The 22,001-nt window shown below is 72.7% G+C and carries 20 protein-coding genes; 10 read left to right on the top strand and 10 right to left on the bottom strand.

The genetic code is table 11. The features are described from left to right. Nucleotides 1-118: 118 nt before the first annotated feature. Nucleotides 119-1,735 (bottom strand): alpha/beta hydrolase, encoded by a 1,617-nt coding sequence (locus tag ACWD4B_RS25515; RefSeq protein ID WP_451422925.1) that lies wholly within the window; start codon nt 1,733-1,735, stop codon nt 119-121. A 143-nt stretch (nt 1,736-1,878) separates the two neighbouring features. Between ACWD4B_RS25515 and ACWD4B_RS25510 the strand changes: the two genes are divergently transcribed. From ACWD4B_RS25510 to ACWD4B_RS25495, 4 genes are all read left to right on the top strand, one after another. Continuing rightward, nucleotides 1,879-3,285 carry an MFS transporter gene (locus ACWD4B_RS25510; RefSeq protein WP_451422924.1) on the top strand — a complete coding sequence of 469 codons (1,407 nt, stop codon included), beginning with the start codon at nt 1,879-1,881 and terminating at the stop codon, nt 3,283-3,285. Continuing rightward, on the top strand, nt 3,282-3,749 hold the full coding sequence (locus tag ACWD4B_RS25505) for a MarR family transcriptional regulator (protein WP_336410922.1): 468 nt from the start codon (nt 3,282-3,284) through the stop codon (nt 3,747-3,749). Before ACWD4B_RS25510 ends, ACWD4B_RS25505 begins: the two co-directional genes overlap by 4 nt. Before the next feature lie 56 nt (nt 3,750-3,805). Continuing rightward, entirely contained in the window at nt 3,806-5,278 is a 1,473-nt protein-coding gene (locus ACWD4B_RS25500) for an FAD/NAD(P)-binding protein (protein ID WP_451422923.1), read from the top strand. Nucleotides 5,279-5,341: 63 nt separating this feature from the next. Next, a complete protein-coding gene (locus tag ACWD4B_RS25495; RefSeq protein ID WP_451422922.1) occupies nt 5,342-6,295 on the top strand; it encodes an oxidoreductase in 954 nt (317 codons plus the stop codon). A gap of 18 nt (nt 6,296-6,313) precedes the next feature. Here the strand turns inward: ACWD4B_RS25495 and ACWD4B_RS25490 are convergent, their stop codons facing one another. The 3 genes from ACWD4B_RS25490 to ACWD4B_RS25480 are packed head-to-tail and all read right to left on the bottom strand — an operon-like array spanning nt 6,314 to nt 8,903. Next, entirely contained in the window at nt 6,314-6,976 is a 663-nt protein-coding gene (locus ACWD4B_RS25490) for a methionine ABC transporter permease (RefSeq protein ID WP_451422921.1), read from the bottom strand. Then, the gene (locus ACWD4B_RS25485; protein WP_451422929.1) at nt 6,973-8,019 is read right to left on the bottom strand and encodes a methionine ABC transporter ATP-binding protein; all 1,047 of its coding nucleotides are present in this window, start codon (nt 8,017-8,019) and stop codon (nt 6,973-6,975) included. Before ACWD4B_RS25485 ends, ACWD4B_RS25490 begins: the two co-directional genes overlap by 4 nt. Before the next feature lie 5 nt (nt 8,020-8,024). Further along, complete coding sequence (locus ACWD4B_RS25480; RefSeq protein WP_451422920.1) at nt 8,025-8,903, bottom strand: MetQ/NlpA family ABC transporter substrate-binding protein; 879 nt, start codon at nt 8,901-8,903, stop codon at nt 8,025-8,027. 173 nt (nt 8,904-9,076) lie between these two features. Between ACWD4B_RS25480 and ACWD4B_RS25475 the strand changes: the two genes are divergently transcribed. Then, entirely contained in the window at nt 9,077-10,045 is a 969-nt protein-coding gene (locus ACWD4B_RS25475; RefSeq protein ID WP_451422919.1) for a hypothetical protein, read from the top strand. 21 nt (nt 10,046-10,066) lie between these two features. Continuing rightward, nucleotides 10,067-10,561 (top strand): GNAT family N-acetyltransferase, encoded by a 495-nt coding sequence (locus ACWD4B_RS25470; protein WP_451422928.1) that lies wholly within the window; start codon nt 10,067-10,069, stop codon nt 10,559-10,561. Between the two features lie 106 nt (nt 10,562-10,667). On the opposite strand, the gene ACWD4B_RS25465 is transcribed toward ACWD4B_RS25470, so the two are convergent. The 4 genes from ACWD4B_RS25465 to ACWD4B_RS25450 all read right to left on the bottom strand — a co-directional run bounded on the left by ACWD4B_RS25465 (nt 10,668) and on the right by ACWD4B_RS25450 (nt 13,356). Beyond that, the gene (locus tag ACWD4B_RS25465; protein ID WP_451422927.1) at nt 10,668-11,192 is read right to left on the bottom strand and encodes a GNAT family N-acetyltransferase; all 525 of its coding nucleotides are present in this window, start codon (nt 11,190-11,192) and stop codon (nt 10,668-10,670) included. Between the two features lie 108 nt (nt 11,193-11,300). After that, entirely contained in the window at nt 11,301-11,555 is a 255-nt protein-coding gene (locus ACWD4B_RS25460) for an NUDIX hydrolase (RefSeq protein ID WP_451422926.1), read from the bottom strand. Continuing rightward, nucleotides 11,522-12,358, bottom strand: a complete 837-nt coding sequence (locus ACWD4B_RS25455; RefSeq protein WP_451422918.1) for a DegT/DnrJ/EryC1/StrS family aminotransferase — start codon at nt 12,356-12,358, stop codon at nt 11,522-11,524. Before ACWD4B_RS25455 ends, ACWD4B_RS25460 begins: the two co-directional genes overlap by 34 nt. Then, nucleotides 12,355-13,356, bottom strand: coding sequence for a Gfo/Idh/MocA family protein (locus tag ACWD4B_RS25450; RefSeq protein ID WP_451422917.1), 1,002 nt, complete (start codon nt 13,354-13,356; stop codon nt 12,355-12,357). The genes ACWD4B_RS25455 and ACWD4B_RS25450 overlap by 4 nt, the downstream gene beginning before the upstream one ends. Nucleotides 13,357-13,556: 200 nt before the next feature. On the opposite strand from ACWD4B_RS25450, the gene ACWD4B_RS25445 reads away from it, so the two are divergent. Next, entirely contained in the window at nt 13,557-13,862 is a 306-nt protein-coding gene (locus ACWD4B_RS25445; RefSeq protein WP_451422916.1) for a helix-turn-helix domain-containing protein, read from the top strand. Nucleotides 13,863-13,902: 40 nt separating this feature from the next. After that, nucleotides 13,903-14,946 (top strand): XRE family transcriptional regulator, encoded by a 1,044-nt coding sequence (locus ACWD4B_RS25440; protein ID WP_451422915.1) that lies wholly within the window; start codon nt 13,903-13,905, stop codon nt 14,944-14,946. Nucleotides 14,947-14,986: 40 nt separating this feature from the next. On the opposite strand, the gene ACWD4B_RS25435 is transcribed toward ACWD4B_RS25440, so the two are convergent. Both ACWD4B_RS25435 and ACWD4B_RS25430 read right to left on the bottom strand, forming a co-directional pair. Then, nucleotides 14,987-15,688, bottom strand: a complete 702-nt coding sequence (locus ACWD4B_RS25435; RefSeq protein WP_451422914.1) for a response regulator — start codon at nt 15,686-15,688, stop codon at nt 14,987-14,989. Beyond that, complete coding sequence (locus ACWD4B_RS25430; protein WP_451422913.1) at nt 15,675-17,708, bottom strand: GAF domain-containing sensor histidine kinase; 2,034 nt, start codon at nt 17,706-17,708, stop codon at nt 15,675-15,677. Before ACWD4B_RS25430 ends, ACWD4B_RS25435 begins: the two co-directional genes overlap by 14 nt. A gap of 273 nt (nt 17,709-17,981) precedes the next feature. On the opposite strand from ACWD4B_RS25430, the gene ACWD4B_RS25425 reads away from it, so the two are divergent. Both ACWD4B_RS25425 and lanKC read left to right on the top strand, forming a co-directional pair. Continuing rightward, nucleotides 17,982-19,043: a radical SAM protein gene (locus tag ACWD4B_RS25425; protein ID WP_451422912.1), complete on the top strand. Its 1,062-nt coding sequence runs from the start codon at nt 17,982-17,984 to the stop codon at nt 19,041-19,043. 33 nt (nt 19,044-19,076) lie between these two features. Beyond that, entirely contained in the window at nt 19,077-21,713 is a 2,637-nt protein-coding gene (gene lanKC / locus ACWD4B_RS25420; RefSeq protein ID WP_451422911.1) for a class III lanthionine synthetase LanKC, read from the top strand. The last annotated feature ends 288 nt before the right edge of the window (nt 21,714-22,001 follow it).

The following is a 22,001-nucleotide window of genomic DNA, read 5'->3' as shown; positions in this document are numbered from 1 at the left end:
CCGCTTTGTGTTTTTTGTAGTACAGCGGGGGGCTATTCCGACCCGGGGGGTCCGGGGCGCAGCCCCGGGAACGTCGACTGCGGGCGCGTCGTGGCTGGTCGCGCAGTTCCCCGCGCCCCTACGGGGCGCAATCGACGCGCACCGGCGGCAACGTGCCACCGACGAGGAAACCGTCGACGGCACGGTCGGTGCACTCCGACCCCCCGCCGTAGGCCGCGTGCCCGGTCCCCTCGCGAACGACAAGGGCCGAACCGCCGAGGTTCCGCTGTACCGCCTTCGCGTTGTCCAGCGGCGTCGCCGGATCGACCGCGTAGGAGACGAGGACCATCGCGGGCGCGCCCGGCGCGGTCAGCGGCTCGGCCCGGCCGGTCGGGGCGATGGGCCAGGCCGCGCAGTGGAACATGGCCGCGGCCACAGTGGCACCGAACAGCGGTGACGCCTTGTCGAACTCGCCGACATACGACAGCAGTTGGGAGGCGGTGCGCGGCCCCGGGCGGTCGAGGCAGTCGACGGCGTTGCGGGGCATGGTGGGGTCGTCCGCGGGCACGTCCACCGGCGGAGCGGCCTCCCTGCGGGCGCCCGCGGCGGGGATCTGCTCGGCCGCCAGGCCGATGAGGGCGCCGGGTCTGCCGGCCATGGCGTCGGCCAGCGCCAGGGTGAGGTCCGGCCATTTCTCGGCCTGGTAGAGCGGGCCGCGGATGCCCTGCGCGGCGATGCCGGTGGTGAGCCTGCTGCCGTCGGGGCCGGGCAGCGGGGCGGCGTCCAGCGCCCGGACGAACTGCGTGGTCCTGGCGACGATCTCGTCGGCGGTGCGGCCCAAAGGGCACGCGTTCGCCGCGCAGGTGCGCGCGTAGCTGGCGAAGCTGGCGTCGAGCGCCTTCATGTCGCCCCGGGCGACCGCGGTCTGGTCGGCGGCGGGGTCGACGACGCTGTCGAGGACGAAGCGGCCCACGCGGTCGGGGAAGAGCCGTGCGTAGTGCTGGCCGATGAAGGTGCCGTAGGAGACGCCGAGGTAGTTGAGCCGCTGCTCGTCGAGGGCGACGCGCAGCAGGTCCATGTCGCGGGCGACGCTGACGCTGTCCATGTGGCCCAGCAGGGCGCCGGTGACCCGGCGGCAGTCCTGGCCCTGCGCGGACGCCGCCCGGAACTCCGCGTCCGCCTGCTGCGCGGTGCGCGGGATGAGGTCGCTGCCGTTGCCCTCGGGGCAGTGCAGCGGGGCGGAGCGGCCGATGCCGCGCGGGTCGAAGGCGACCAGGTCGTAGCGGGCGGCCACGTCGGGGGTCGCCTCGAAGGCCCCGTCGGCGACGAGGGCGGCGCCGGGTTCGCCGGGGCCGCCCGGGTTGAACACCAGCGCGCCCAGGCGGCGTTCCGTGTCCCGGGCCCGGACGCGGGCCACCCGGATTCTGAGGGTGCTGCCCGCCGGGGCGGCGTAGTCGACGGGCACGGTGAGCCAGGTGCAGTCGGCGTCGGGGCGCAGGGTGAAGCCCGCCGGGCCCGCGTCCTGGGCGGTGCAGTCCCCCCAGTCGAGGCGCTGCCGGGCGAGGTGCGCGGGCAGCGGGGGCAGGCCGGACCCGGCTGCGCGGGCCGGCGCGCCCGAGGGGCTCGCCGACCGCGGCTCCGACCGTCCCGGGGTGCCGTCGGAACTGCACCCTCCGGCCACGAGGGCGCCCGCGACGGCCATTGCCGTCACGGCGGTGCGCGACACCCCGCGCGACCGGGTGCGTATGCAGGTCACCGTCCCAGTGCAGGGCGTGACGGGCGGCGGCGCAGCCGGGGAGGGGCCATCGGGATGACCACAGGAATAAGAAGGAAGACTTGCAAGTTTTCCTTCATGACAGGCAGACTGTCGTCATCTGCAGGAACGGCGAAAGAAGCCCGATGTCCAGCACCCTGACCACCGTCTCCCCCGCCGGCGAACGCATCCGGAGAACCGGATTCGGCCCGCGGTTCGTCGCACCCGTCGTGATCGGCTCGATGCTCAACCCGGTCAACTCGACGATGATCTCCACCGCGTTGGTCCCCATCGGCCGCGATCTCGGCGTCGGCACCGCCGGCACCGCCTGGCTGGTCTCGGGGCTGTACGCGGCCAGCGCGGTGGCCCAGCCCGCCATGGGCCGGATCGCCGACCACCTGGGGCCGCGCAGGGTCTACGCCGCAGGGCTGGTGCTCGTCGGGCTGGCCGGCCTGGCCGGGCTCGGCGCCTCCTCGCTCGGCATGCTGATCGTCGTCCGCGTCCTCATCGGCATCGGCACCTCCGCCGCCTACCCCGCCGCCATGGCCATGATCCGCGCCCAGTCCGCCCGGCTGGACCGGGAGCCCCCGGGCGGCGTCCTCGGCGCGCTGACCATCGCGGGGCTGGTGAGCGCGGCCGTCGGGCCCGCGCTCGGCGGCCTGCTCATCGGTCTGGCCGGCTGGCGGTCGATCTTCGGCGTCAACGTCCCGCTGGCCGTCGCCGGTCTCGTCCTCACCCTGCTGTGGCTGCCCGCGGACGAACCGCGCACGGCACCGCGGGAGCCCGTGCGGCAGGCCCTCGACCCGCTGGGCGTCCTGCTGTTCACGGGCGTCATGGTCCCCGCGATGATCTTCCTGATGCACCTGCGCCGGCCCGACTGGCTGCTGCTCGTCCTCACCCTCGCCATGGCGGGCGCCCTCACCGCCTGGGAACTCCGGGCCCCCAAGCCGTTCCTCGACCTGCGGATGCTGGCCGCCAACCGCCCCCTGCTGCGCACCTACGCCCGCTGCGGAGCGGCCTTCCTCGTCATCTACTGCATCCTGTACGGCTACACGCAGTGGCTGGAGGAGGTCCCCGGCTACTCGGCGACCGTCACGGGCCTGATCATGCTGCCCATGTCCGCGACGGCGGCGCTGTGTTCGTGGTTCGGCGCGCGCGGCCGGCGGGTGCGCGGACCGCTGGTGACCGGCACGGCCGCCATGACCGTGGCCGCCGCGGCCCTGTTCTTCACCGGGCCCGGCACCCCCGTCCTGCTGCTGACGGCCATCGGCGTCGTCTTCGGACTGCCCAACGGCCTCAACGCCGTGGGCAACCAGACCGCGCTCTACGCCCAGGCGCCCGAGGGCCGGATGGGCACGGCGGCCGGCTTCTTCCGCACGGCCCAGTACACCGGCGCCGTCGTCTCCGCCGCCCTCATCGGACTGCTCTACGGCGACCGGGCCGGCACCCACGGCCTGCACACCATCGCCCTCGTGCTCACCGGACTCGGTGCCGTGCTGCTGGTGGCCACACTGGCCGACCGCAGCCTGTCGAAAGGTACCCTTTCCAAGTGATCCACGAGCAGCCGCCGTCCCCCGCCGCAGCCGTCTCGCCCGAGCTCGCCGAAGCGGCGGCGAAACTCCGCGTCCTGACGGGACAGTTGATGAGGCGCCTGCGCGCCGCCTCCGAGGGCGAGGGCGTGACGCTGTCCCAGGCGGCCGTCCTCAGCAGGCTGGACCGGCATGGCCCCGCCACCACGGTCGCCCTCGCCCGCGCCGAGCGCGTCCGCCCCCAGTCGATGGGCGCCACGCTCGGCGCCCTCGAAGAGGAGGGCCTGGTCGAACGCTCCCCGCACCCCACCGACGGCCGCCAGGCCATCATGTCCCTCACGGACAAGGGCCGCCGCCAGCTGACGGAGGTGCGGCGCACGCGGGAGGGCTGGATCGCGCAGGCGCTGGGCGAGCGGCTGGATGCACGGGAGCAGGCCGTGGTGATCGAGGCGCTCGACCTGCTGACGCGGCTGGCCGAGGAGGAGTAGCCCGCCCTGCCGGTCCACAGGCCTGAACGCCCTCGCGCACGGGCAGGATGCGACCCATGGGGCAGAACATCGTGATCGTCGGGGCCGGGGTCGCCGGCACGAGCGTCCTCGTCCACCTCGTCGACGCCCTCACCCGCACCGGGCGCACCGGCCGCCCCTGCTCCGTCCATCTGGTGGACCCGCACCCGCCCGGCTGGGGGCTCGCCTTCGGGGACGGCGATCCGCTGCTGCTGTGCAACAGCGCCGCCGAGATCAACTCCGTCCGGGCGGACCGGCTCGACGACTTCGTCGTCCACCTCCGCGCCCACGGCTGGACGGGCACGCCCAAGGACTGCGTCCCGCGGGCGCGGATGGCCGAGTACTGCCACGAGCGCTCCGCCCAGGCCACCGCGCTGGCCGCCGCCCACGGGATCGACGTCCGCCACCACCGCACCACGGCCGAATCCGTCGGCGCCGGCACCGGCCACCCGGTGCGTCTCGGCACCGGGCAGGAGCTGGCGGGCGACGCCGTGATCATCAGCACCGGCGTCCAACGGCCCCGCGTTCCCCGCGCGTTCGAGGACGTCACCGAGCACCCCGCCTACCTCGACAGCCCCTACCCGGCGCACCGGCTCCGGGAGGCGCTGCGCCCCGGCGGCCGGGTGCTCGTCCTCGGCACGCGCCAGTCCGCCGTCGACGCGTCCCTGCTGCTGTGCCGCGAAGGGCACCGCGTCACCCTGACCTCCCCGTCGGGGCAACTGCCCGCCGTGCGCCCGTCGCTGGCCGCGCCCGGCCGCCCGCTGCCTCCCCTCGGCCGCATCGCCGCGCTCGACCCCGCGGACCCGCACCTCGCGGACCGGGTGATGCGGTGCGCAGTGGAGGCGCTGCGGCTGCTCGGCCCCCGGCCGCTGCGCCTGCAGACCTCGACCACCGCCGACCCCGTGCAGCGGCTGCGCGAGGAGACGGCCCTGGTCGAGGCGGGCGCCTGTGCCTGGCCGGATCTCGTGGTGCCGGTGATCGAGGCGGCCATCGCCCTCGGCGGCAGGCTTCCCGAGCACCGCCGGCGGGCCCTGCTGGCGCACTTCGCCCCCTTCACCGGCCGCTATGCCACGGCGATGACGGTCGTCAACGCCCATCGCCTGCTGGCCCGGTTCGACGCGGGCGCCCTGCGCATCGCCCCGGCCTATCCCGAGGCCGTCGCCTTCCGCGACGGCGCCTGGGAGGTGCAGTGGCCGGACGGGAGACCGGAGCGCTTCGAGCACGTCGTCAACGCCACCGGCTTCGAGCTGCCCGCCCTGCACTGGAACCGGGACCGCAGCGCACTGCACCTGTCCGGGCCGCAGCCCGGCGGCGGGATGCTCGGCCGGCTGGAGGCCGACCTGCGGGTCCGGCGGCACCCGCAGGCGCAGCCCGAGCGCGTGTGGCTGGCGGGGGTGGGCACGCACGTCCGCATCCCGTTCTCGAACCACCTGCGCAACGTGGCCCGGCAGGCCCGGCACGTGGCCGAGCAGGTCGCCGAGCAGGTGGCGGCGGGCGCGCCTGCACGGTGACGGGCGCCCCGGCAGCGCACAATACGGTCGCCCGGGTCCGCCGACCGGCCGCCGAGGAGTCAGATGCACAGCTGGACCACCCAGGACATGCCGAGCCAGGAGGGCCGGCTGGCCGTCGTGACCGGCGCCAACCGCGGCATCGGCTACGTCACCGCGCGGGAACTGGCCCGGGCGGGCGCCGAGGTCGTCATGGCGGGCCGGGACGGGGACAGGGTGCGGGAGGCCGCCCGGCGCGCGGCCGCCGAGGTGCCGGGTGCGCGGGTGCGTCCCGAACGGCTCGACCTGGCGGACCTGTCCTCCGTGGAGGCCTTCTCCGAACTGCTGGGCCGGGCCGGCCGTCCGGTGAACCTGCTGGTCAACAACGCCGGCGTGATGGCCGTGCCGGAACGGCGCACCACCGTGGACGGTTTCGAGCTCACCGTCGGCGTCAATCACCTGGGGCACTTCGCCCTCACCGGGCGCCTGCTGCCGCTGCTGCTGCGGGCACCGGGCGCGCGCGTCGTCACCGTCAGCGCGGCCATCGCCCGCAGCCCGATGGCCGATCCGAGCGATTTCCAGAGCACCCGGCACTACCGGCCGATGGCCGCGTACGCCAAGTCCAAGCTCGCCAACGTGCTGTTCGCGCTGGAGCTCCAGCGCCGCGCCGACGCCGCGGGCGCCGGGCCGGTCAGCGTGGCCGTGCACCCGGGTTCCAGTCTGACGGGCCTGCAGCGGCACCTGTCCCGGCCCGTGCAGCGCCTGGCGGGGGTCGCGCTGGAACGGTTCGTCGGCCAGCCCGTCGAGGCGGCCGCGCTGGCCTCCCTCTATGCGGGCACCGCGCCCGGCATCGCGCCGGGCGGTTTCTACGGACCCACCGGGCGCTTCGAGGCCCGCGGTGCCCCCGGACCCGTGGAACTCCCCACGGCCGCCGGGGACACCGCCCGGGCACGCGCCCTGTGGGAGACGTCGGAGGCCCTCACCCGGGTCCCGTACGTCTGGCCGGGCGGCCCGTACTTCGAGGAGGAGAACCCCTTCTGACGTCGTACCGGATGCCCGCTATCTGCGCAGCACCTTGCGGGCCAGGAAGTTGCCCAGCAGCTGGGCCAGTTGGACCAGGACGACGAGCACGGCCACGGCGACGACCATCACCGAGGTGTCGAAGCGCAAGTACCCGTACGTCATGGCCAGGTTGCCCACGCCTCCCCCGCCGACCGTCCCGGCCACGGCCGAGAAGTCGATGAGGGCGACGAGCATGAAGGTGAACCCGAGGACCAGCGGCCCCAGGGCCTCCGGGACGAGCACGGTGAGGATGATCCGCACCGGTCCCGCGCCCATTGAGCGGGCCGCCTCGATCACCCCGGGCTCCACGGAGACGAGGTTGCTCTCGACGATCCGGGCGACGCCGAAGGTGGCCACGACGACCATCGGGAAGACCGCCGCGTCGGTGCCGATCATCGTGCCGACCACGCTGCGGGTCACCGGGGACAGCGCCACGATGGCGATGATGAACGGGACCGGCCGGATGACGTTGATCAGGGTGTTCAGCACGGCGAACACCACACGGTTCTGCAGCACGCCGCCCTTGCGGGTGGCGTGGAGGGCCAGGCCGACGGCCATGCCGAGGACGGCGGACAGGGCCAGGGTGACGAGCACCATGTACACCGTCTCGCCGGTGGCGTCGACGACCTTGGGCCAGAAGGTGTGCCAGTCGGCCTTCACGGTGCGACCGCCTTTCGCTGATCGGTTCCCTGATCGGTTCCCTGGCCGGCGATACGGGCGAGGACGGCGTCGATGTCCCGTTCCGCGCCGCGCAGTTCGAGGGTCACGCTGCCGAGCGGGCGGTTCTGCACCTCGCCGACGCCCGCGTGGGCGACGGTGAAGTCCACGTCGTACACGCGCAGCAGCCGGGAGAGCTCCAGCGTGCCGTCCGTGTCGTGGGTGACGGGCACGGTGACGAGCCGTCCGCCGTGCCGGGCGCGCAGCCGGTCCAGGGCGGCGGCGTCCGGGAGGTCGTGGAGCGCGGAGCGGACGAACGCCTCGGTGGTGGGGTGCTGCGGGCGGGAGAAGACGTCGTAGACGCCGCCGCTCTCCACGACCTTGCCGTCGGCCATCACGGCCACGTGGTCGCAGAGGGCGCGGACCACGTCCATCTCGTGCGTGATCAGGACGATGGTGATGCCGAGTTCGCTGTTGACGCGCCGCAGCAGGGCGAGGACCTCCTGGGTCGTCTGCGGGTCGAGGGCGGAGGTGGCCTCGTCGCAGAGCAGCACCTTCGGCGAGGTCGCCAGGGCGCGGGCGATGCCGACGCGCTGGCGCTGGCCGCCGGAGAGCTGTTCGGGGTAGCGGCGGGCGTGTCCGTCCAGGCCGACGAATCGCAGGGCCTCCGCGGCCCGTTCGCGTGCGGCGGCGCGCGGCGTGCCGGCGACCTTGAGCGGGTAGGCGACGTTGCCGAGGACGGTGCGGGAACGGAAGAGGTTGAACTGCTGGAAGACCATCCCGATGGAGCGGCGCACCTCGCGCCGCCCCCGCTCGCCGAGGGCGCCGAGGTCCTGGCCGTCCACCAGGACGCTGCCCGCGGTGGGCACTTCGAGGTGGTTGACGAGCCGGAGCAGCGTGCTCTTGCCGGCGCCGCTGTGGCCGACGATGCCGAAGACGCTGCCGCGGGCGACGGTCAGGGAGACGTCGTCCACGGCCGTGAAGCCGGGGCCGCCGTCGCGGCCGTCGCCGGGGAAGGTCTTGGTGACATTGCGGAGTTCGATCACCGTGATCAACCCCGTCCCTGCGCGGTGAGCCGGTCGAGTTCCTGCTGGAGGTCGGCCTGCGGGAGGTCCAGGACGTAACGGGCGCCGCCCGCCGACTTCTTGACGGCCTCCTGCACCGCGGCCGACCGGTAGAGCTTGACGATCTTCTGCACCTTGTCGCCGTCCTTGTCCTTCGCCCGGGCGGCGATGACGTTGACGTAGGGCCGGGCGGCGGCGCTGCCGGGCTCGTCGCGGAAGATCGCCTGGTCGGTGCGGTGGCCCGCCTGCTCGGCGACTCCGGCGTTGATGACGGAGGCGGCGGTGTCCTTGAGACTGCGCGGCGTCTGCTGAGCATCAACCGGCGTAATTCTGACGTGCTTGGGGTTGTCGGTGATGTCGTCGGGCGTGCCGTAGATGCCGGCCTTGTCCTTGAGCCGGATCAGCTTGGCCTGCTGCAGGACGAGCAGGGCCCGGCCCTGGTTGGACGGGTCGTTGGGAATCGCGATCCGCGCGCCGTCGGGGATCGCGTCGACGGACTTGTAGGTGAGGGAGTACAGGCCCATCGGCGCCACGGAGGTGGAGGTGACGGGCACGATGTCGGTGTGGTTCTGCGCGTTGAACTGGCTGAGGAACGCCAGGTGCTGGAAGGCGTTCAGGTCGATGTCGCCGTCCGCCAGGGCCTTGTTGGGCAGCTGGTAGTCGTCGAAGGGGACGATCTTCACGTCGAGGCCTTCCTTCTTGGCCTCCTTGGCCAGCACGTCCCACTCCGGGTCCGTGCCGCTGACCCCGATCCGTACCCGGTTGCCGCCCGCCTCGTCGGACATCCCGCAGGCCGACAGCACCAGGGCGAGGGCGGCGGCTGCGGAGGCCGCGAGGGCACGGCGGCGGGACAGGGTGAGTTTCATCGGGGGCTCATTCCGGGAAGTGCGAGTACGTTCCGCGGATCTTAGGCATGGAATCACCAATGAACCTTTCAATGAAAGGAGAGATTCACACACCCGCAATACATCAAAGGAACTGACCGGAGTCTTATCAAGGGTCTTGTCGACTCCCCGCAGCCCGGTCGCATACTGCCCCCATGTCGATGACCCGGGCGAGAAACCGAAGAAGCAGCGCGCTCAACCTTCCGAGAACGGCCACCGGATTCGACCAGGTCCTCCACGCGGTGCGCGCGCGACCGCCGCGGCGGGCACCGGAGCTGCCCGGCGAACCGCGCTGGCGCAGCGAGTTCGTGGCCACGGCCCTCCGGGGACCACGGGTGCGGCTCCAGGAGTTCGGCTACGCGTCCCACGAACTCGGCCGCGGCCAGGGCCGGCTGGACGACACCGCGCTCGTCGGCCCCGTACAGATCCTGACGCCGGAGGGCCTCTCCTGCCTCACCGAGGTGTGCGACCGGCTGGAGGGCGCCGCGGGCGCCAGCCGGTTCATCGCCACGCGCCGGGTGCGCAGCGCCGACCTGATGTCGGCGTTCATCAACAACATGATCCGCGACCGGACGTTCCTGCTGACGTGCTCCCGCCTGGTGGGTGTCCCGCTGATCCCGCACCCCCTGCGCATCCCGACCGCCCAGATCAACTACTTCGAGGGCCGGGGCCCCGGCGCCCGTCCCGACATCGTGCGGTGGCACCGCGACGGCATGGACTACGTCTTCACGATCCAGCTGAACGGCTACGAGGACTACGAGGGCGGCCGCTTCAGCTACTTCCGTGGCCGCACGGACGAGTTCGACGGCGCGCGGGAGGGCGACCCCAGGATCCACGAGGCGGACTGCGGGGACCGCGGCGCGACCCTGTTCCTGCACGGGAGCCGCATCTTCCACGCGGTGACCCCCGTGACACGGGGGCGGCGGGTGACGCTGGTCGTGTCGTTCTTCTGCCCGTACTTCGCGCGGCAGGACTCGAACACGTTCTGGCACCTCGCCGGGGACGACGGGATCCCGGCGACGATCCCGTGCTGGCTGCGGCTGAAGTGGCCGGTGCGGGACGCGGCGATGGACTATGCGCTGCGGGCCGGGAGCCCGGTGGTGACGTGGGAGGACGTGCGTTAGGCCGTGCCCGGCGGATCGGCGGTGCCCGAGCTGGAGCAGTTGCATACCGGCCATGCCCCGGCGGTCCTGGCCTTCGAGCTGGCGAACCGCGCCTACTTCGCCGCCTCGATCTCCGACCGCGGGGACGAGTTCTTCGACCGGTTCGCCGAACGGCACAGCGCCTTGCTGGCCGACCAAGAGGCCGGCATCGGTGCCTTCTACGTACTCGTCGCCAAGGACGGCTCGGTCCTGGGCCGGTTCAACCTGTACGGCTGCGAGGACGGCACTGCCGAACTCGGCTACCGGGTCGCGCAGCACGTCGCCGGCCGCGGCGTGGCAACCGCGTCCGTCCGGGAGCTGTGCCGGTTGGCGGCGGCACGGCACGGACTGCGCACACTGCGGGCGGCCACCTCCCACGACAATGCCGCATCCCGGAGGGTGTTGACCAAGGCCGGATTCGTCCCGATCGGCCCGGCCGCCCCGGCCGATCTCGGCGGCAGGTCGGGCACTTGGTACTGGCGCGACCTCCAGCTGTAGACCGTGCTACGACCTGCGGCGAACGCGCGGCCAATCTCGGGCCATGAGGAAACCAGCCGACTGCGCAGCGCCTTCGGACCGGAGTAGCACGACCGGCGCGCCAGGCTCAAGAGCTGTGCAACGCCCGAAACCTCTCCCTCAGGTCGACGACCCTTTCGGCCCGGCGTCCCATCAGATAGACCATGTTGTGCGTACGCCGCACCTCGTGCAGCAGGACGAACCCCTGCGTCTTGTAGTACGCGACCAGCCCGGGGAAGTGACATCCACGACGCACCCACGCCTTCCCCTCCTGAGCGGCCCGGTCCACCGCCCACAGCGCCATGGCCGTTCCTGGCTTCGTCTCCTGACATGCCGGATCGGTGACCGAGGAGTACAAGTAGTGCGCCGGCTCGCTCAACTCCTCCTCGGTCCAACCCCACGGCGGGGTGTGCTCCTGCACGGTGGTGCACCCGATGACCCTCCCGCCGTCCTCGGCAAGGACCCACACGTCTCCGTCGGGGTTCTCCGCCTGCCGCGCGAGTTCGGCTGCGCTGTCGCGCCAACTCGGCAACCCGCGTTCCTCCAGCCATGCCGAACGGGCAAGGATCACACTTTCCACGGCCGGGGCGTCGGCGGCAGTGGCCGGGCGCATTGCGAACACGGGTGTCTCCTGGAGTTGGAGGTCGCGGCAGACCAGGCCCCGATCCGCAGGTACACAGGGGCAGTTGCGGACCGGAGCCCAGCCGGGGATACAGGACGGTCAGGCCGCCCGCTGACGCCAGGTGACCAGGACGGCCTGGACGGTGCTGGAGGCCCGGGTCTGCCCGGTGATGTCGGCCCACAGGTAGGCGTCGTGCTCAGTGAGCTCTACTGCTTGTTCGGTGCTGATGACGGTGGCGGCGAAGTTGTGCTGCCGGGTCGTGCGGCCACTGCCGGAGCGGTAGTCGAAGTGGCCGAGGTAGTCAGCGACGGCCGCGACGGTCAGGCCGGTCTCTTCGGCGACCTCGCGCCGCAGGGCCTCGATGAGGCTCTCGCCAGGATCGACGCCAAGGGATGAATGCGCAGTTTCAAGCCCATGCCGGTGACCGCGAAGCGGGCGAGCGGATGGGTGGCAGGGATCTCTCGGCGGCAGCGCTTGTTGTACTGGCCGTGCAGCAGCACCCGGTAGTACAGCTCGGTGTCGTCGGTGGCGACGAAGCCGCCCTCACCGGCCGACAGTGGCTTGGGGCCGTTGAGGCTGAACGCGGATGCGGTGCCGAAGGTGCCCGTGCGCTGGTGGTTCCAGGTGGCGCCGTGGGCGTGGGAGCCGTCCTCCAGCAGCATCAGGTGGTGCTCGTCAGCGAAGGACGCCAGGGCATCCATGTCTTCGGGCAGCCCCCACAGATGCACTGCCACCACGGCCTTCGTGCGGTCGGTCAGCCGCCGTGCTGCGTCCTCCAGGTCGAGTTGGCCGTGCTCGTCGACGTCGGCGAGCACGGGGTGGGCACCGAGGTGGAACAACGGCGTTGCGGTGGCGTGGAAGGTGAGCGCCGGGACGATGACCTCATCGCCGGGACCGACGCCGGCGGCCGCGTACATCGAGTGCAGGGCGGCCGTCCCGGTGCACGTCGTCACGACGTGCCGTAGTCCAAGGTAGGAGGCAAGCGCGTCCTCCAAGTCGGCGATGACGCCGGTACGGTCCGGGATGGACACGGCACTTTCCAACTGGCGGACCACGGCCTGACGATCGGCCTCGGTGACGGGCGGCCACTCGAAGTGCGGGCCCGGGACGGATACGACGGGTTCGCCACCGAGCAGGGCGAGCGGGGAGCCGTTCATGCCAGGAACTCCTTCGGATCCGCGGGGCGATGGGTGGCGGCAGAGGCGTAGGCGGCGGCCAGGAACGCGGCATGCGGCAGGTGCTCGGCCGGGCCCGACGTGTTGGGGGCGGTGCCGTCGAGGACGCGGCAGAAGCGGTCGATCAGTCCGGCGGGCGGGCAGGGCCAGGCCGGTTCCCGCAGCAGCGACTCGACAACCTGCCCGGCCGGATCGAGGAGGCGCACGACGCCGCGGTCGATGGCAAGTGTGCCGTGAGGGCCGGTAATGGCCAGGTGCTCGGTCTTCGGCCCGGCCGAGCGCGAGACCAGCAGCGACCCGTACAGGCCGGAGCCATAGGCGAGGTGGACCAGCGCGGTGTCCTCCGCGTCGTACTCGGCTCCCGGCACCGCGGCAGTCGAGGTGTGCGCGAGGACGCGGTCGGGCAGACCGAGGTACCAGATGAGCAGGTCGATGAGGTGGTAGCCCATGTCAGCCAGGCACCCGCCGCCGGCGAGGCTGGCTCGGCCGCGCCAGCCGGCCGCCGGGTCCGGGCAGTGGAAGGTGTACCGGCCCTCGACCAGGTATGGGTCGCCGATCTGTCCCAGCAGCGCGAACGCGGCGGCGTAGACGGGGTGGAAGCGGCGCTGGACGGTGACCATCAGCTCGATACCCGCCTTGTCGCACTGCGCAGCGAGCTGGGCGGCTTCGTGCGGGTCGGTGGCGAACGGCTTCTCCTTCATCACGTGCACCCCCGCATCGGCGCACGCGGTGACCACCTGCTGCCCGGCGTGGTGTGGCACCGCGGCAATGACGAAGTCAGGCTGCACCTCCTGCAGCAGGCGCTCGACAGCGGTGAAGCCGGGCACTTGGTGAACGTCGGCCGCGGCGGCGACCCGGCCGGCGTCGACATCGCAGACACCGGCGAGCTCGGCGAGTCGGCACTGGGCGAGGCCGGGCAGGTGGTCGTTGGTGGCCTGGCCGCCGAGTCCCACCATCGCGGCCCTCTTGCGTACGGTCATCGCTGGCATCCCCCTTCGGATGTGCGACGGCAGCCCGCTGTCCGGGCCGCCCGCCTCAAGCACACCGCGGCTGATGCGGCGGTGACAGGCGCACTGGCACGGGCTGCAAAGCCCTTTGCATCGGGTGCAAATACCCTGTCCGGCACCGGCAGGCGCGAGTACGGTGTGCGGCGGCGCACTCCCGGCAAGCGGGGTACGGTATGGACGCAGTCACAGCACAGCCGGTACCAGCGGCGGACGGCAGTCCCGGCGAACTGGTGCGGCAGACACGCAAAAGGCAGGGCCTGACCCTGGTTCAGTTGGGGAGGCTCACCGGCTATTCCGCGGCCCAGGTCTCCCGGTACGAACGGGGCATCTCACCGCTGACGGACGTCACTGTGCTGCGCCGCTTCGCCGACGCCCCTCGCCCTCCCGCCACAGGCCCTCGGCCTGACCGCCCCGCCACAGGTCCGGCACGGACGCACGATCGGCCCGACCACCACCTACCCGCGCCTGCAGGCCCCTAGGGTGGCAGGGACGGCTCGTCGAGGAGACGGGGAGGACCCGGTGCGGCGCAGGCGATTGCTCGTCAACCTCGCGGTCACGGCTGCCGCAGCCGTCGGCTCCCCGATCCTGCCCACGAACCGGACACCGGTGAACCAGGCCGCGCTCGGCGAGCTGTTGGTCGCACGCCTCCGGGACGCCATGCTGGGTCTGCACATCGACATCGCCGCCCCGTCAGCGGCCGTACTCCAGGCAGATCTCGCCCACGCACTCACCGACTTCCATGCCTGCCAGTACGGCAGCCTCGCCGTGCGTCTGCCCCAACTGATCTGCACCGCCCACGCCCATGCCGCCACCGACGAGTCGGCGGACAGCGGCGTCCTGCTCGCGAGCAGCTACTTCCTGGCCACCCGCATGCTGATCAAGCTGGACGAGCAGCAGCTCGGCTGGATGGCCGCCGACCGCGCCCGCCAGAGCGCCGAGACAGCGGGCAATCCCCTGCTGGTTGCGGAGGCCGCGCGCCAACTCGCCGTCCTGGCCCGCAAGGCCGACTGGAACGACCAGGCGCTCTCCATCGCGCTCGCAGCCGCCGACCAGCCAGCCCTACGCGGCGGGGAACCGGCCCTGGCCGCGCAGCGGGGGCTGCTGATCCAGTCCGCCGCCTACACCGCCGCCCGCGCCGGCGACACGGCCAGCATGCGGGAGCTGACGAAGGAAGCCGCGGCCATCGCCAACCAGCTCGACCGCGTGCAACTACGGGACCACGGCGGCAGATTCAGCCCCGCCACGGTCCAGCTCCACCTCATCTCCGCCGAGAACTCCGCCGGCGACCCCTCCGCCGCCCTTGCCGCCGCAAAGGCAGTGGCGCCCGGGAGCCTGCCCAGCACCGAGCGCCGCGCCCGCTACTACACCGACGTCGCCACCGCCTTCGCCCGCTGGAACCGCAGGGACGACTGCATCCGCGCGCTGTTGGCCGCCGAGCACCACGCCCCGGAGGAGACCCACGCCCGGCCGGCGGTGAAATCCCTGGTATCCGGCCTGTTGGTCTCCGGGCGGACGACCGCAGAACTACGCGGGCTCGCCGCCCGTGTCGGCGTCCTCGTCTGACGGCTCCTGCCGGACACATGACGGCCCAGCCCCTCGCCCCCTACCCCACCCCCCGCGGCGCATGCCGCAGATAGGCGAGAACCGCGCTCACCCTCCGATGCAGCTGGCTCTCCTCCGCCAAGCCCAGTTTGGAGAACGTCGAGTTGACGTGCTTCTCGATCGTCGACTCCGACAGCGTCAGCGCCTTCGCGATCGCCCGGTTCGTCTTCCCCTCCGCCATGTGCCGCAGCACGTCCAGCTCCCGGCGCGTCAGCGCCGCCAGCGGGGCGTCCGCCGCCCGTGTGTGGCTGCCCATCAGGACCTCCACGATCCGGGGGTCGACCACGGAACGGCCCGCCGCCACCTCCCGGAGGGCCCGGAGCAACTCGTCCAGCTCTCCGATCCGTTCCTTCAACAGGTACGCCAGGCCGTCCGTCCCCCGCTGGAAGAGGTCGAACGCGTAGTTCTCGTCGGCGTGCTGCGAGAGCATCACGACGCCGATGCCGGGATGCGCGGCCCGGATCGCGTGGGCCGCCGCGATGCCCTCGGTGTGGTGGCTCGGCGGCATTCTGATGTCCGCGATCACCGCCTCCGGGCGCAACCGGTCGACGGCATCGAGGAGTTCGTCGGCGTCGCCGACCGCCGACACCACGGCCACGTGCCCGGTGTCCTCGAGCAGCCGTCGCGTGCCCTCGCGCACCAGGTAGTGGTCCTCGGCGATGACGACCCGCATCGGTTCCTCGGCCGCTTCAGTCACTGACATCCTCCCGCACCCGCTCCGCCAGCCGGGAGCGGATCACGGTGCCGCCCCCGGTCCGGCTGGTGATCAGCAGATCGCCGCCGACCGCCTCGATCCTGTCCCGCATCCCGGTCAGCCCCGAGCCGGCGGCGGGGTCGCCGCTGAAGCCGACGCCGTCGTCGGTGACCTCCACCACCAGCCAGCCCCCGGCCCGCGTTATGCGGATGGTCGCGTGCGTGGCGTCGGCGTGTTTGAGCACGTTGGTCAGCGCCTCCGAGACCAGGTAGAACGCCGACTCCTCGACGTCGAGCGCGAAGCGCACCCGGTCCAGCGAGTCCTCGACGTGCACGGTGACCGGGATCGGCATCCGGCGGGCGCGGGAGGTGACGGCGGCCACCAGGCCCTGGTCGGTGAGGACCGGCGGGTGGATGCCGTGGGCGACCTCGCGCAGTTCGTCGATGACGCGGTAGGCGTCGTCCTGGACCTCGGCCAGCACCGTGTCGACGTCGCCCCCGCGGGCGAGCCGGTTGCGGGCGAGCCGCAGCTTGGCGACCAGGGCCACCAGGTCCTGCTGAATGCCGTCGTGCAACCGGCGCTCGATGCGCCGCCGTTCACCGTCCTGGGCGTGCACGATGCGGGCGCGCGAGGCGTCGAGCTCGCCCGCCTGGCGCTGCACCTCCTCGACGCGCGCGGACAGTTCGGCGGCGAGGTACACGTTGTGGACGGCCAGCGCGGCCTGCCGGGCCAGGGTCTCGACCACGTCGTGGTCCTCGGGCGTGAACCGGCCCTCCGTCTTGGGCCCGTACTCGACGAGGCCGAGGACCTCGTGCCCGTACCACAGGGGGAGGCTCGTCCTGGAGGTTCCGTCCGTCTCCTCGCCCGCGGCGCCCAGATGGGCCGGCAGGCCCTCGCCGCCCAGCCGGATGCGGACCCACTGCAGGCTGAGGCCCTCCTGGAGGCCCGCGGCGAGCTGGGGGGCCAACAGGTCGAGGTCATAGGCGTGTTCGAGTGCGGTGCCGAACTGGACGAGCAGTTCGAAGCTGCTGAGCCGCTTGCCGAAGACGCGGCGTTCGGCGAGCTGGTTCAGCCGGGCGCGCACCGGCTGGAACAGGGCCGTCGCCGTGACGGCGACGAGGACGGACAGGCCGATCGGGAAGTACTGGCCGGCCGTCAGCCCGAGCGTCATCGCCATGCCCAGGTACCAGGCGCTGATGATCAGCCACAGCGTGCCGTAGACGACTTCGCGGCGGATGACGATGTCCACGCCGAGGAAGCGGTAGCGGAAGGCCGCGTAGACGACGGACAGCGAGATGAGCACGTACGGCAGGGCGCCGAGCAGCGAGCCGATGAGGTAGAGGATGCCGGTCTCGCCGTGCCAGGTGCGGAAGAGGCGGCAGCTGCCGCGGCCCAGGAAGAGGACGGCGGCCGCGGCGGCGAGCGGCAGCAGCCGCGCGGCGTCCTCCTGTCCGGCTGCGCGGGCGCGCAGGCAGCGGACGACGAGCAGAGCGGCGCCGAGTCCGGGCAGCCAGGCCTCGGGGTAGTAGAAGACGGCGAGTTCGACGACGCGGGTCGGCACCCCGGCGAGCGGCAGGACGAGCGGCAGGGTGAGCAGTCCCCACAACGCGCCCAGGACGGCGCGTTCGTGGCGGAACCGGTAGCGGCCGTCGGGCAGCAGGGCGAGCAGACGTACGACGAGGACGCTGAAGGTCAGGTTGTTGACCTCGGTCGGCAGCAGGACGGCCGAAGCCTCCAGCGAGGGAAGGCCGTTCTCGGGTGCGGTCAGGTCCCAGCCGTACCGGGTGGTCAGCAGGGCGGCGGTGTAGCGGATGGCGATGCTCGATGCGAGGGCGGTGCCGACCAGCAGCAGCCGGCGCGCGACCGGGCTGGCGGGAGCGTGCCACCAGGCGAACAGGCCGGCGCAGTAGCACGGCAGGACGGAGCCCAGGATCCAGGGCAGCGTCACGGTGTTGTTCCGCAGCAGTATCGCACCGGCCGCGACGGCCCACAGGAGGCACAGCCCGCCGGAGATCGCGGCAATGCGCATGGGCCGGCCGGTACCCCTCACTCGCGTCATTATCGATGGTGTTCGTGACCTTGGTCCAGAACCAGAAGCTGACCCGCAAGCGCGTATGGCGGAAAACCCCCAGTGGAATCGGAGGGTTCCAGGGTCCCCCTGCACGCCGCGGTCGCGGCAGACTCGGTATGTCCGCCGTGGAAAAGTCCCCGATATGGCGGGCAGGTGACGGCAGGTCGTTCTGGCGTACGACACCACGAACTCTGCACGAACTGTTCAGTGTTGAAAATCCGAAGGGGAACCATGCTCGAGTCGTCCGGTCCCGAGGTGGTCGTCTGGGACACCACCTATGCCTGCCCACTGCGGTGCTCGCACTGCTATTCGGAGTCCGGACGCCGGGCTCCCCGGCAACTGGGCCACGAGGACATGCTGCGGGTCGCCGATGCCCTGATCACGCTCAACCCCCGCGTGGTCGCCCTGTCCGGCGGCGAACCCCTCGTCGTCAAGGGCATCTTCGAAGTGGCCGGCCGGCTGTCCCGGGCCGGGATCAAGACAGCCGTCTACACCAGCGGCTGGATCATGGAACCGTGGATGGCCACGGAGCTCGCCAAGGTCTTCGACGAGGTCATCGTGAGTCTCGACGGGGCCACCGCGCAGATCCACGACCGGATCAGGGGCCGGCGCGGCTCCTTCGACCGGGCCCTGAGCGCCCTGACCCTGCTCGACGCCGCCGCACGCGAGCGGCGCCGGCGCCGGCGCAGTCCGCTGTGGTTCGGCATCGACTGCGTCGTGGTCCGCAGCAATTTCCCGCAGCTGGAGGAATTCTGCACGGCCATCGCCCCCCGGTACCCCGAACTGCGCAGCGTCACCTTCAACGCCGCGGTTCCCGAAGGACTCGCCAGCCGCCCCGAGTTCGGTCATTTCGAACTCCTCGACGACGAACAGGTCGCGCAATTGACGAGCGAGGAACGGCACGCCCGGCTCCAGGCCCTCGCCCCGGAATCGGTGCGCGTCTTCACCACCGACAACAGCAATCTCGTCATGCGCCCCGACCGGTTCGCCAGCGGCGTCGACGCACGGGTGATGCAGGTCGAACCCGACGGAGAGGTACGGGCCCTGCCGGTCTACGAGGGAACGGTGGGAAACCTGCTCGAAGAATCCCCGATGGAACTCTGGCAGCGCGGCATTTCGCGGCTGAACGACCCCTTCGTCATCGAGACGCTCTCCGCGGTGCGCACCATGCAGGACTGGGCGGAGGCGGTGCGGCGGATGGACTACCACTTCGGCTCCCCGGAGGTGCGCTCGCGGATCGACCGCCGCTCGGTCCGGACGAACCCCCCGGAATTCAGCGCGCTGGCGCTGTGACCCATCGAGTCCTCGCCCCGAGGAGGACGTGCCGTGTTGACGTTCAAGGACTACGACCGCTTCTGCCTCGCCGACCCGGTCTTCTACGACCGTCCCGAGCACTACCCGGACGCGGGCGAACGGCTGGCCGCGGCGCGGCGGCTCGCTCCCGAGGGCTGGACCCGCGGCGAGTCGGGCTGGTGGATCACCCTGCGGCCCGGTGGGGAGACGGCCCCCGGACAGGGCTGGCAGATCCACGTGTCCGTCACCCTGCCCGAGGTGGTCCGGGCCGTCGAGATCGTCTGGGGCCACTGCGTCGAGCGCAGGATCCCGTTCGACTTCGTCCGCAGCCGGGCCGCCGCCCGTGAGCTCAACGGCGACCGGGCCGACCGGCTCACCGGCGGCAGACTCATCACCGTCCACGTCGACGGCGAGGAGCAGCTGACCCGTACGCTCACCGAACTCGGCGCCCTGCTCGACGGGTTGACCGGGCCGTACGTGCTGGGCGGGCTGCGGCACGGAGCGGGCCCGATGTACGTGCGCTACGGGTCCCGGGACGGGCGGACGTGCCCCGACGGGGAGGGCGAGTGGGGGCCCGCCCTGCTCACCCCCGACGGCACGCTCGTCCCCGAGCCGCGCCGCCCGGTGTTCTCCCCGCCCGACTGGCTGGAGCTGCCCGCGGTACTCCGCCCCGACCTGGAGGCCCTGCACGCCGCCCCCGCGGGCGAGTTCCCCTACCGGGTCGAGCGCGCCCTCGGCCTCGGCAACGGCGGCGGCACCTACCGCGCGGTGGACCTGCGCACCGGCGCCACGGTCCTGCTCCGCGAGGCCCGGCCGCACGCCGGGCTCGACCTGCGCGGCGAGGACTCCGTCACCCGGCTCGGCCGGCAGCGTTCGGCGCTGGAGCGGCTCGTGGGGCTGGAGTGCGTACCGCGCCTCGTGGACCAGCGCACGTACGCCGAACACCACTTCCTGGCCGAGGAGTTCATCGAGGGCCGCACCCTGCTGCAGGCCGCCTCGCTCGCCTTCCCGCTGACCTCGGCCGAGCGCGCCGCCCGGGAGGCCGAGCCCTACACCACGTGGGCGCTGGGCGTGCTGGAGCGGATCGGCCGGGCGCTGACCGCCGTGCAGGAGCGGGGCCTGCGGCTGGGCGAACTGCCGCCGAAGAACGTCGTGCTGCGGCCCGACGGCCGGGTGGCGCTCGTCGGCTTCGCCTCGGCGACCGGCCTCCACGACACCCGCCCGGCGGCCCCGGGCGAGCCGGGCTTCAGCGTGCCGCCCGGCTGCCGCGGCGCGGAGGCCGTGCGCCACCTGCTCGACTGCCTGCGGCTGTGGCTGTTCCTGCCGGTCCCCTGGCGCGACCCCGCCAAGCTGCACACCCTCGTCGCGGCCGTCGCCCGGCACTACCCGGTGCCCCCGGGCTTCGGCTCCGCGCTGGTGCAGGGGCTGTGGCCCGACGGCCGGCCCGCGGAACAGGACCGGGCGGGCGCCCTGCTCGCGGCGGAGCCGCCGGACTGGCCCGCGATCCGGGGCGCGCTCGTGCACGGCATCCACGCCTGCGCCACGCCCGACCGCACGGACCGGCTCTTCCCCGGCACGCCCAACGGGCGCACGCTCATCGGGGGTTACCCCCTCGGCTACGGCGCGGCCGGGGTGCTGTACGCGCTGCACCGCGCGGGCGCGGACGTCCCGGAGCCGTACACCGCCTGGCTGGCGGCCGCCGCCACCCGGGACCGCAGGCCCCGGCCGGGGCTCTACGACGGGCTGCACGGCGCCGCGTTCACCCTCGACCTGCTGGGCCGGCGCGAAGCCGCCCTCGACGTCCTGGACCGCTGTCTGGCCCTGGACGAGCGGGCGTTCGCCTTCGACCTGGCGGGCGGCCGGGCCGGCATCGCCCTGACCCTGCTGCACTTCGCCGCGGCCACCGGCGACACCGCACTGCACGACGCGGCCCTGCGCATGGCCGCCGACCTCGCGGAGGCCGTCGAGGAAGGGCCCCTGCCCGGCAGGCCGGGCCGGCCCGCGCCGTACGGGCTGCTGCACGGCGCGACCGGGATCGCCCTGCTCTTCCTGCGCCTGTACGAGGAGTGCGGGGAGCGGCGCTTCCTCGACCTGGCCGACCGGGCGCTGCGGCTCGACCTGAGCAGGCTGCGGACGCTGCCCGACGGGCACGTGGCGCTCTTCGACGGCTCCGCCCACCTTCCGTACCTGCACGGGGGCAGCACCGGGCTCGCGTTCGTCCTGCGCGACCTGTTGCGGCACCGCCCCGACGGGCAGCGGGCCGAGCTGCTGGCCCGTATCCGCCGGACCTGCGACGCGGTGTACGTGCGCAACGCGGGCCTGCTGCGCGGGCGTTCCGGCTCGGTGGCCGTGCTGGCCGCGCTGGACGAGCCCGCGGACCGCCCGGCCCTGCTGCGGCAGATCCGCCTGCTGTCCTGGCACGCCCAGTCCTACCGCGGGCACCTCGCCTTCCCGGGCTTCCGTGCGCTGCGGCTGTCCGCAGACCTGGCGACCGGTTCCGCGGGCGTGCTGCTCGCGCTGAGCTCCGCGTTCGAGAGGACCGGCCCCGTCCTTCCCTTCCTCGATCCGCGGTCCGTCACCCGCGCGGCGCCGGAGGGAGGTGAACGGCATGTCGGAAATCCTGGAGCTGCAGGAGATGGAGGAGGAGACCCCCGCCCTGTGGCCGTGTAGCAACAGTTACCAGAGCACCCTCGGGCAGGTCTGACGGCCGGCCCCGGGGGAGGCGCGCCGGCCGTCCGTTCATCGCCCCACGGGGACGGCCGGCGCGTAGCGCCCCGAAGGGGCGCGGGGAACTGCGCGACCAGCCACGACGCACCCGCAGCCGAAGCTCCCGGGGCTCCGCCCCGAACCCCTGGGGTGGTGCGTCGGCTGCAGGCCAGCAGTGGCTGATCGCGCAGTTCCCCGCGCCCCTGACGGGGCGCAGATCCGCCGGACACCCCCCACCGGAGGAGGACCACC

It is taken from the genome of Streptomyces sp. NPDC002536, assembly GCF_053594995.1.
The sequence above is the reverse complement of the archived record's forward strand: the minus strand, read 5'-3'. Positions and strand labels throughout refer to the sequence as shown.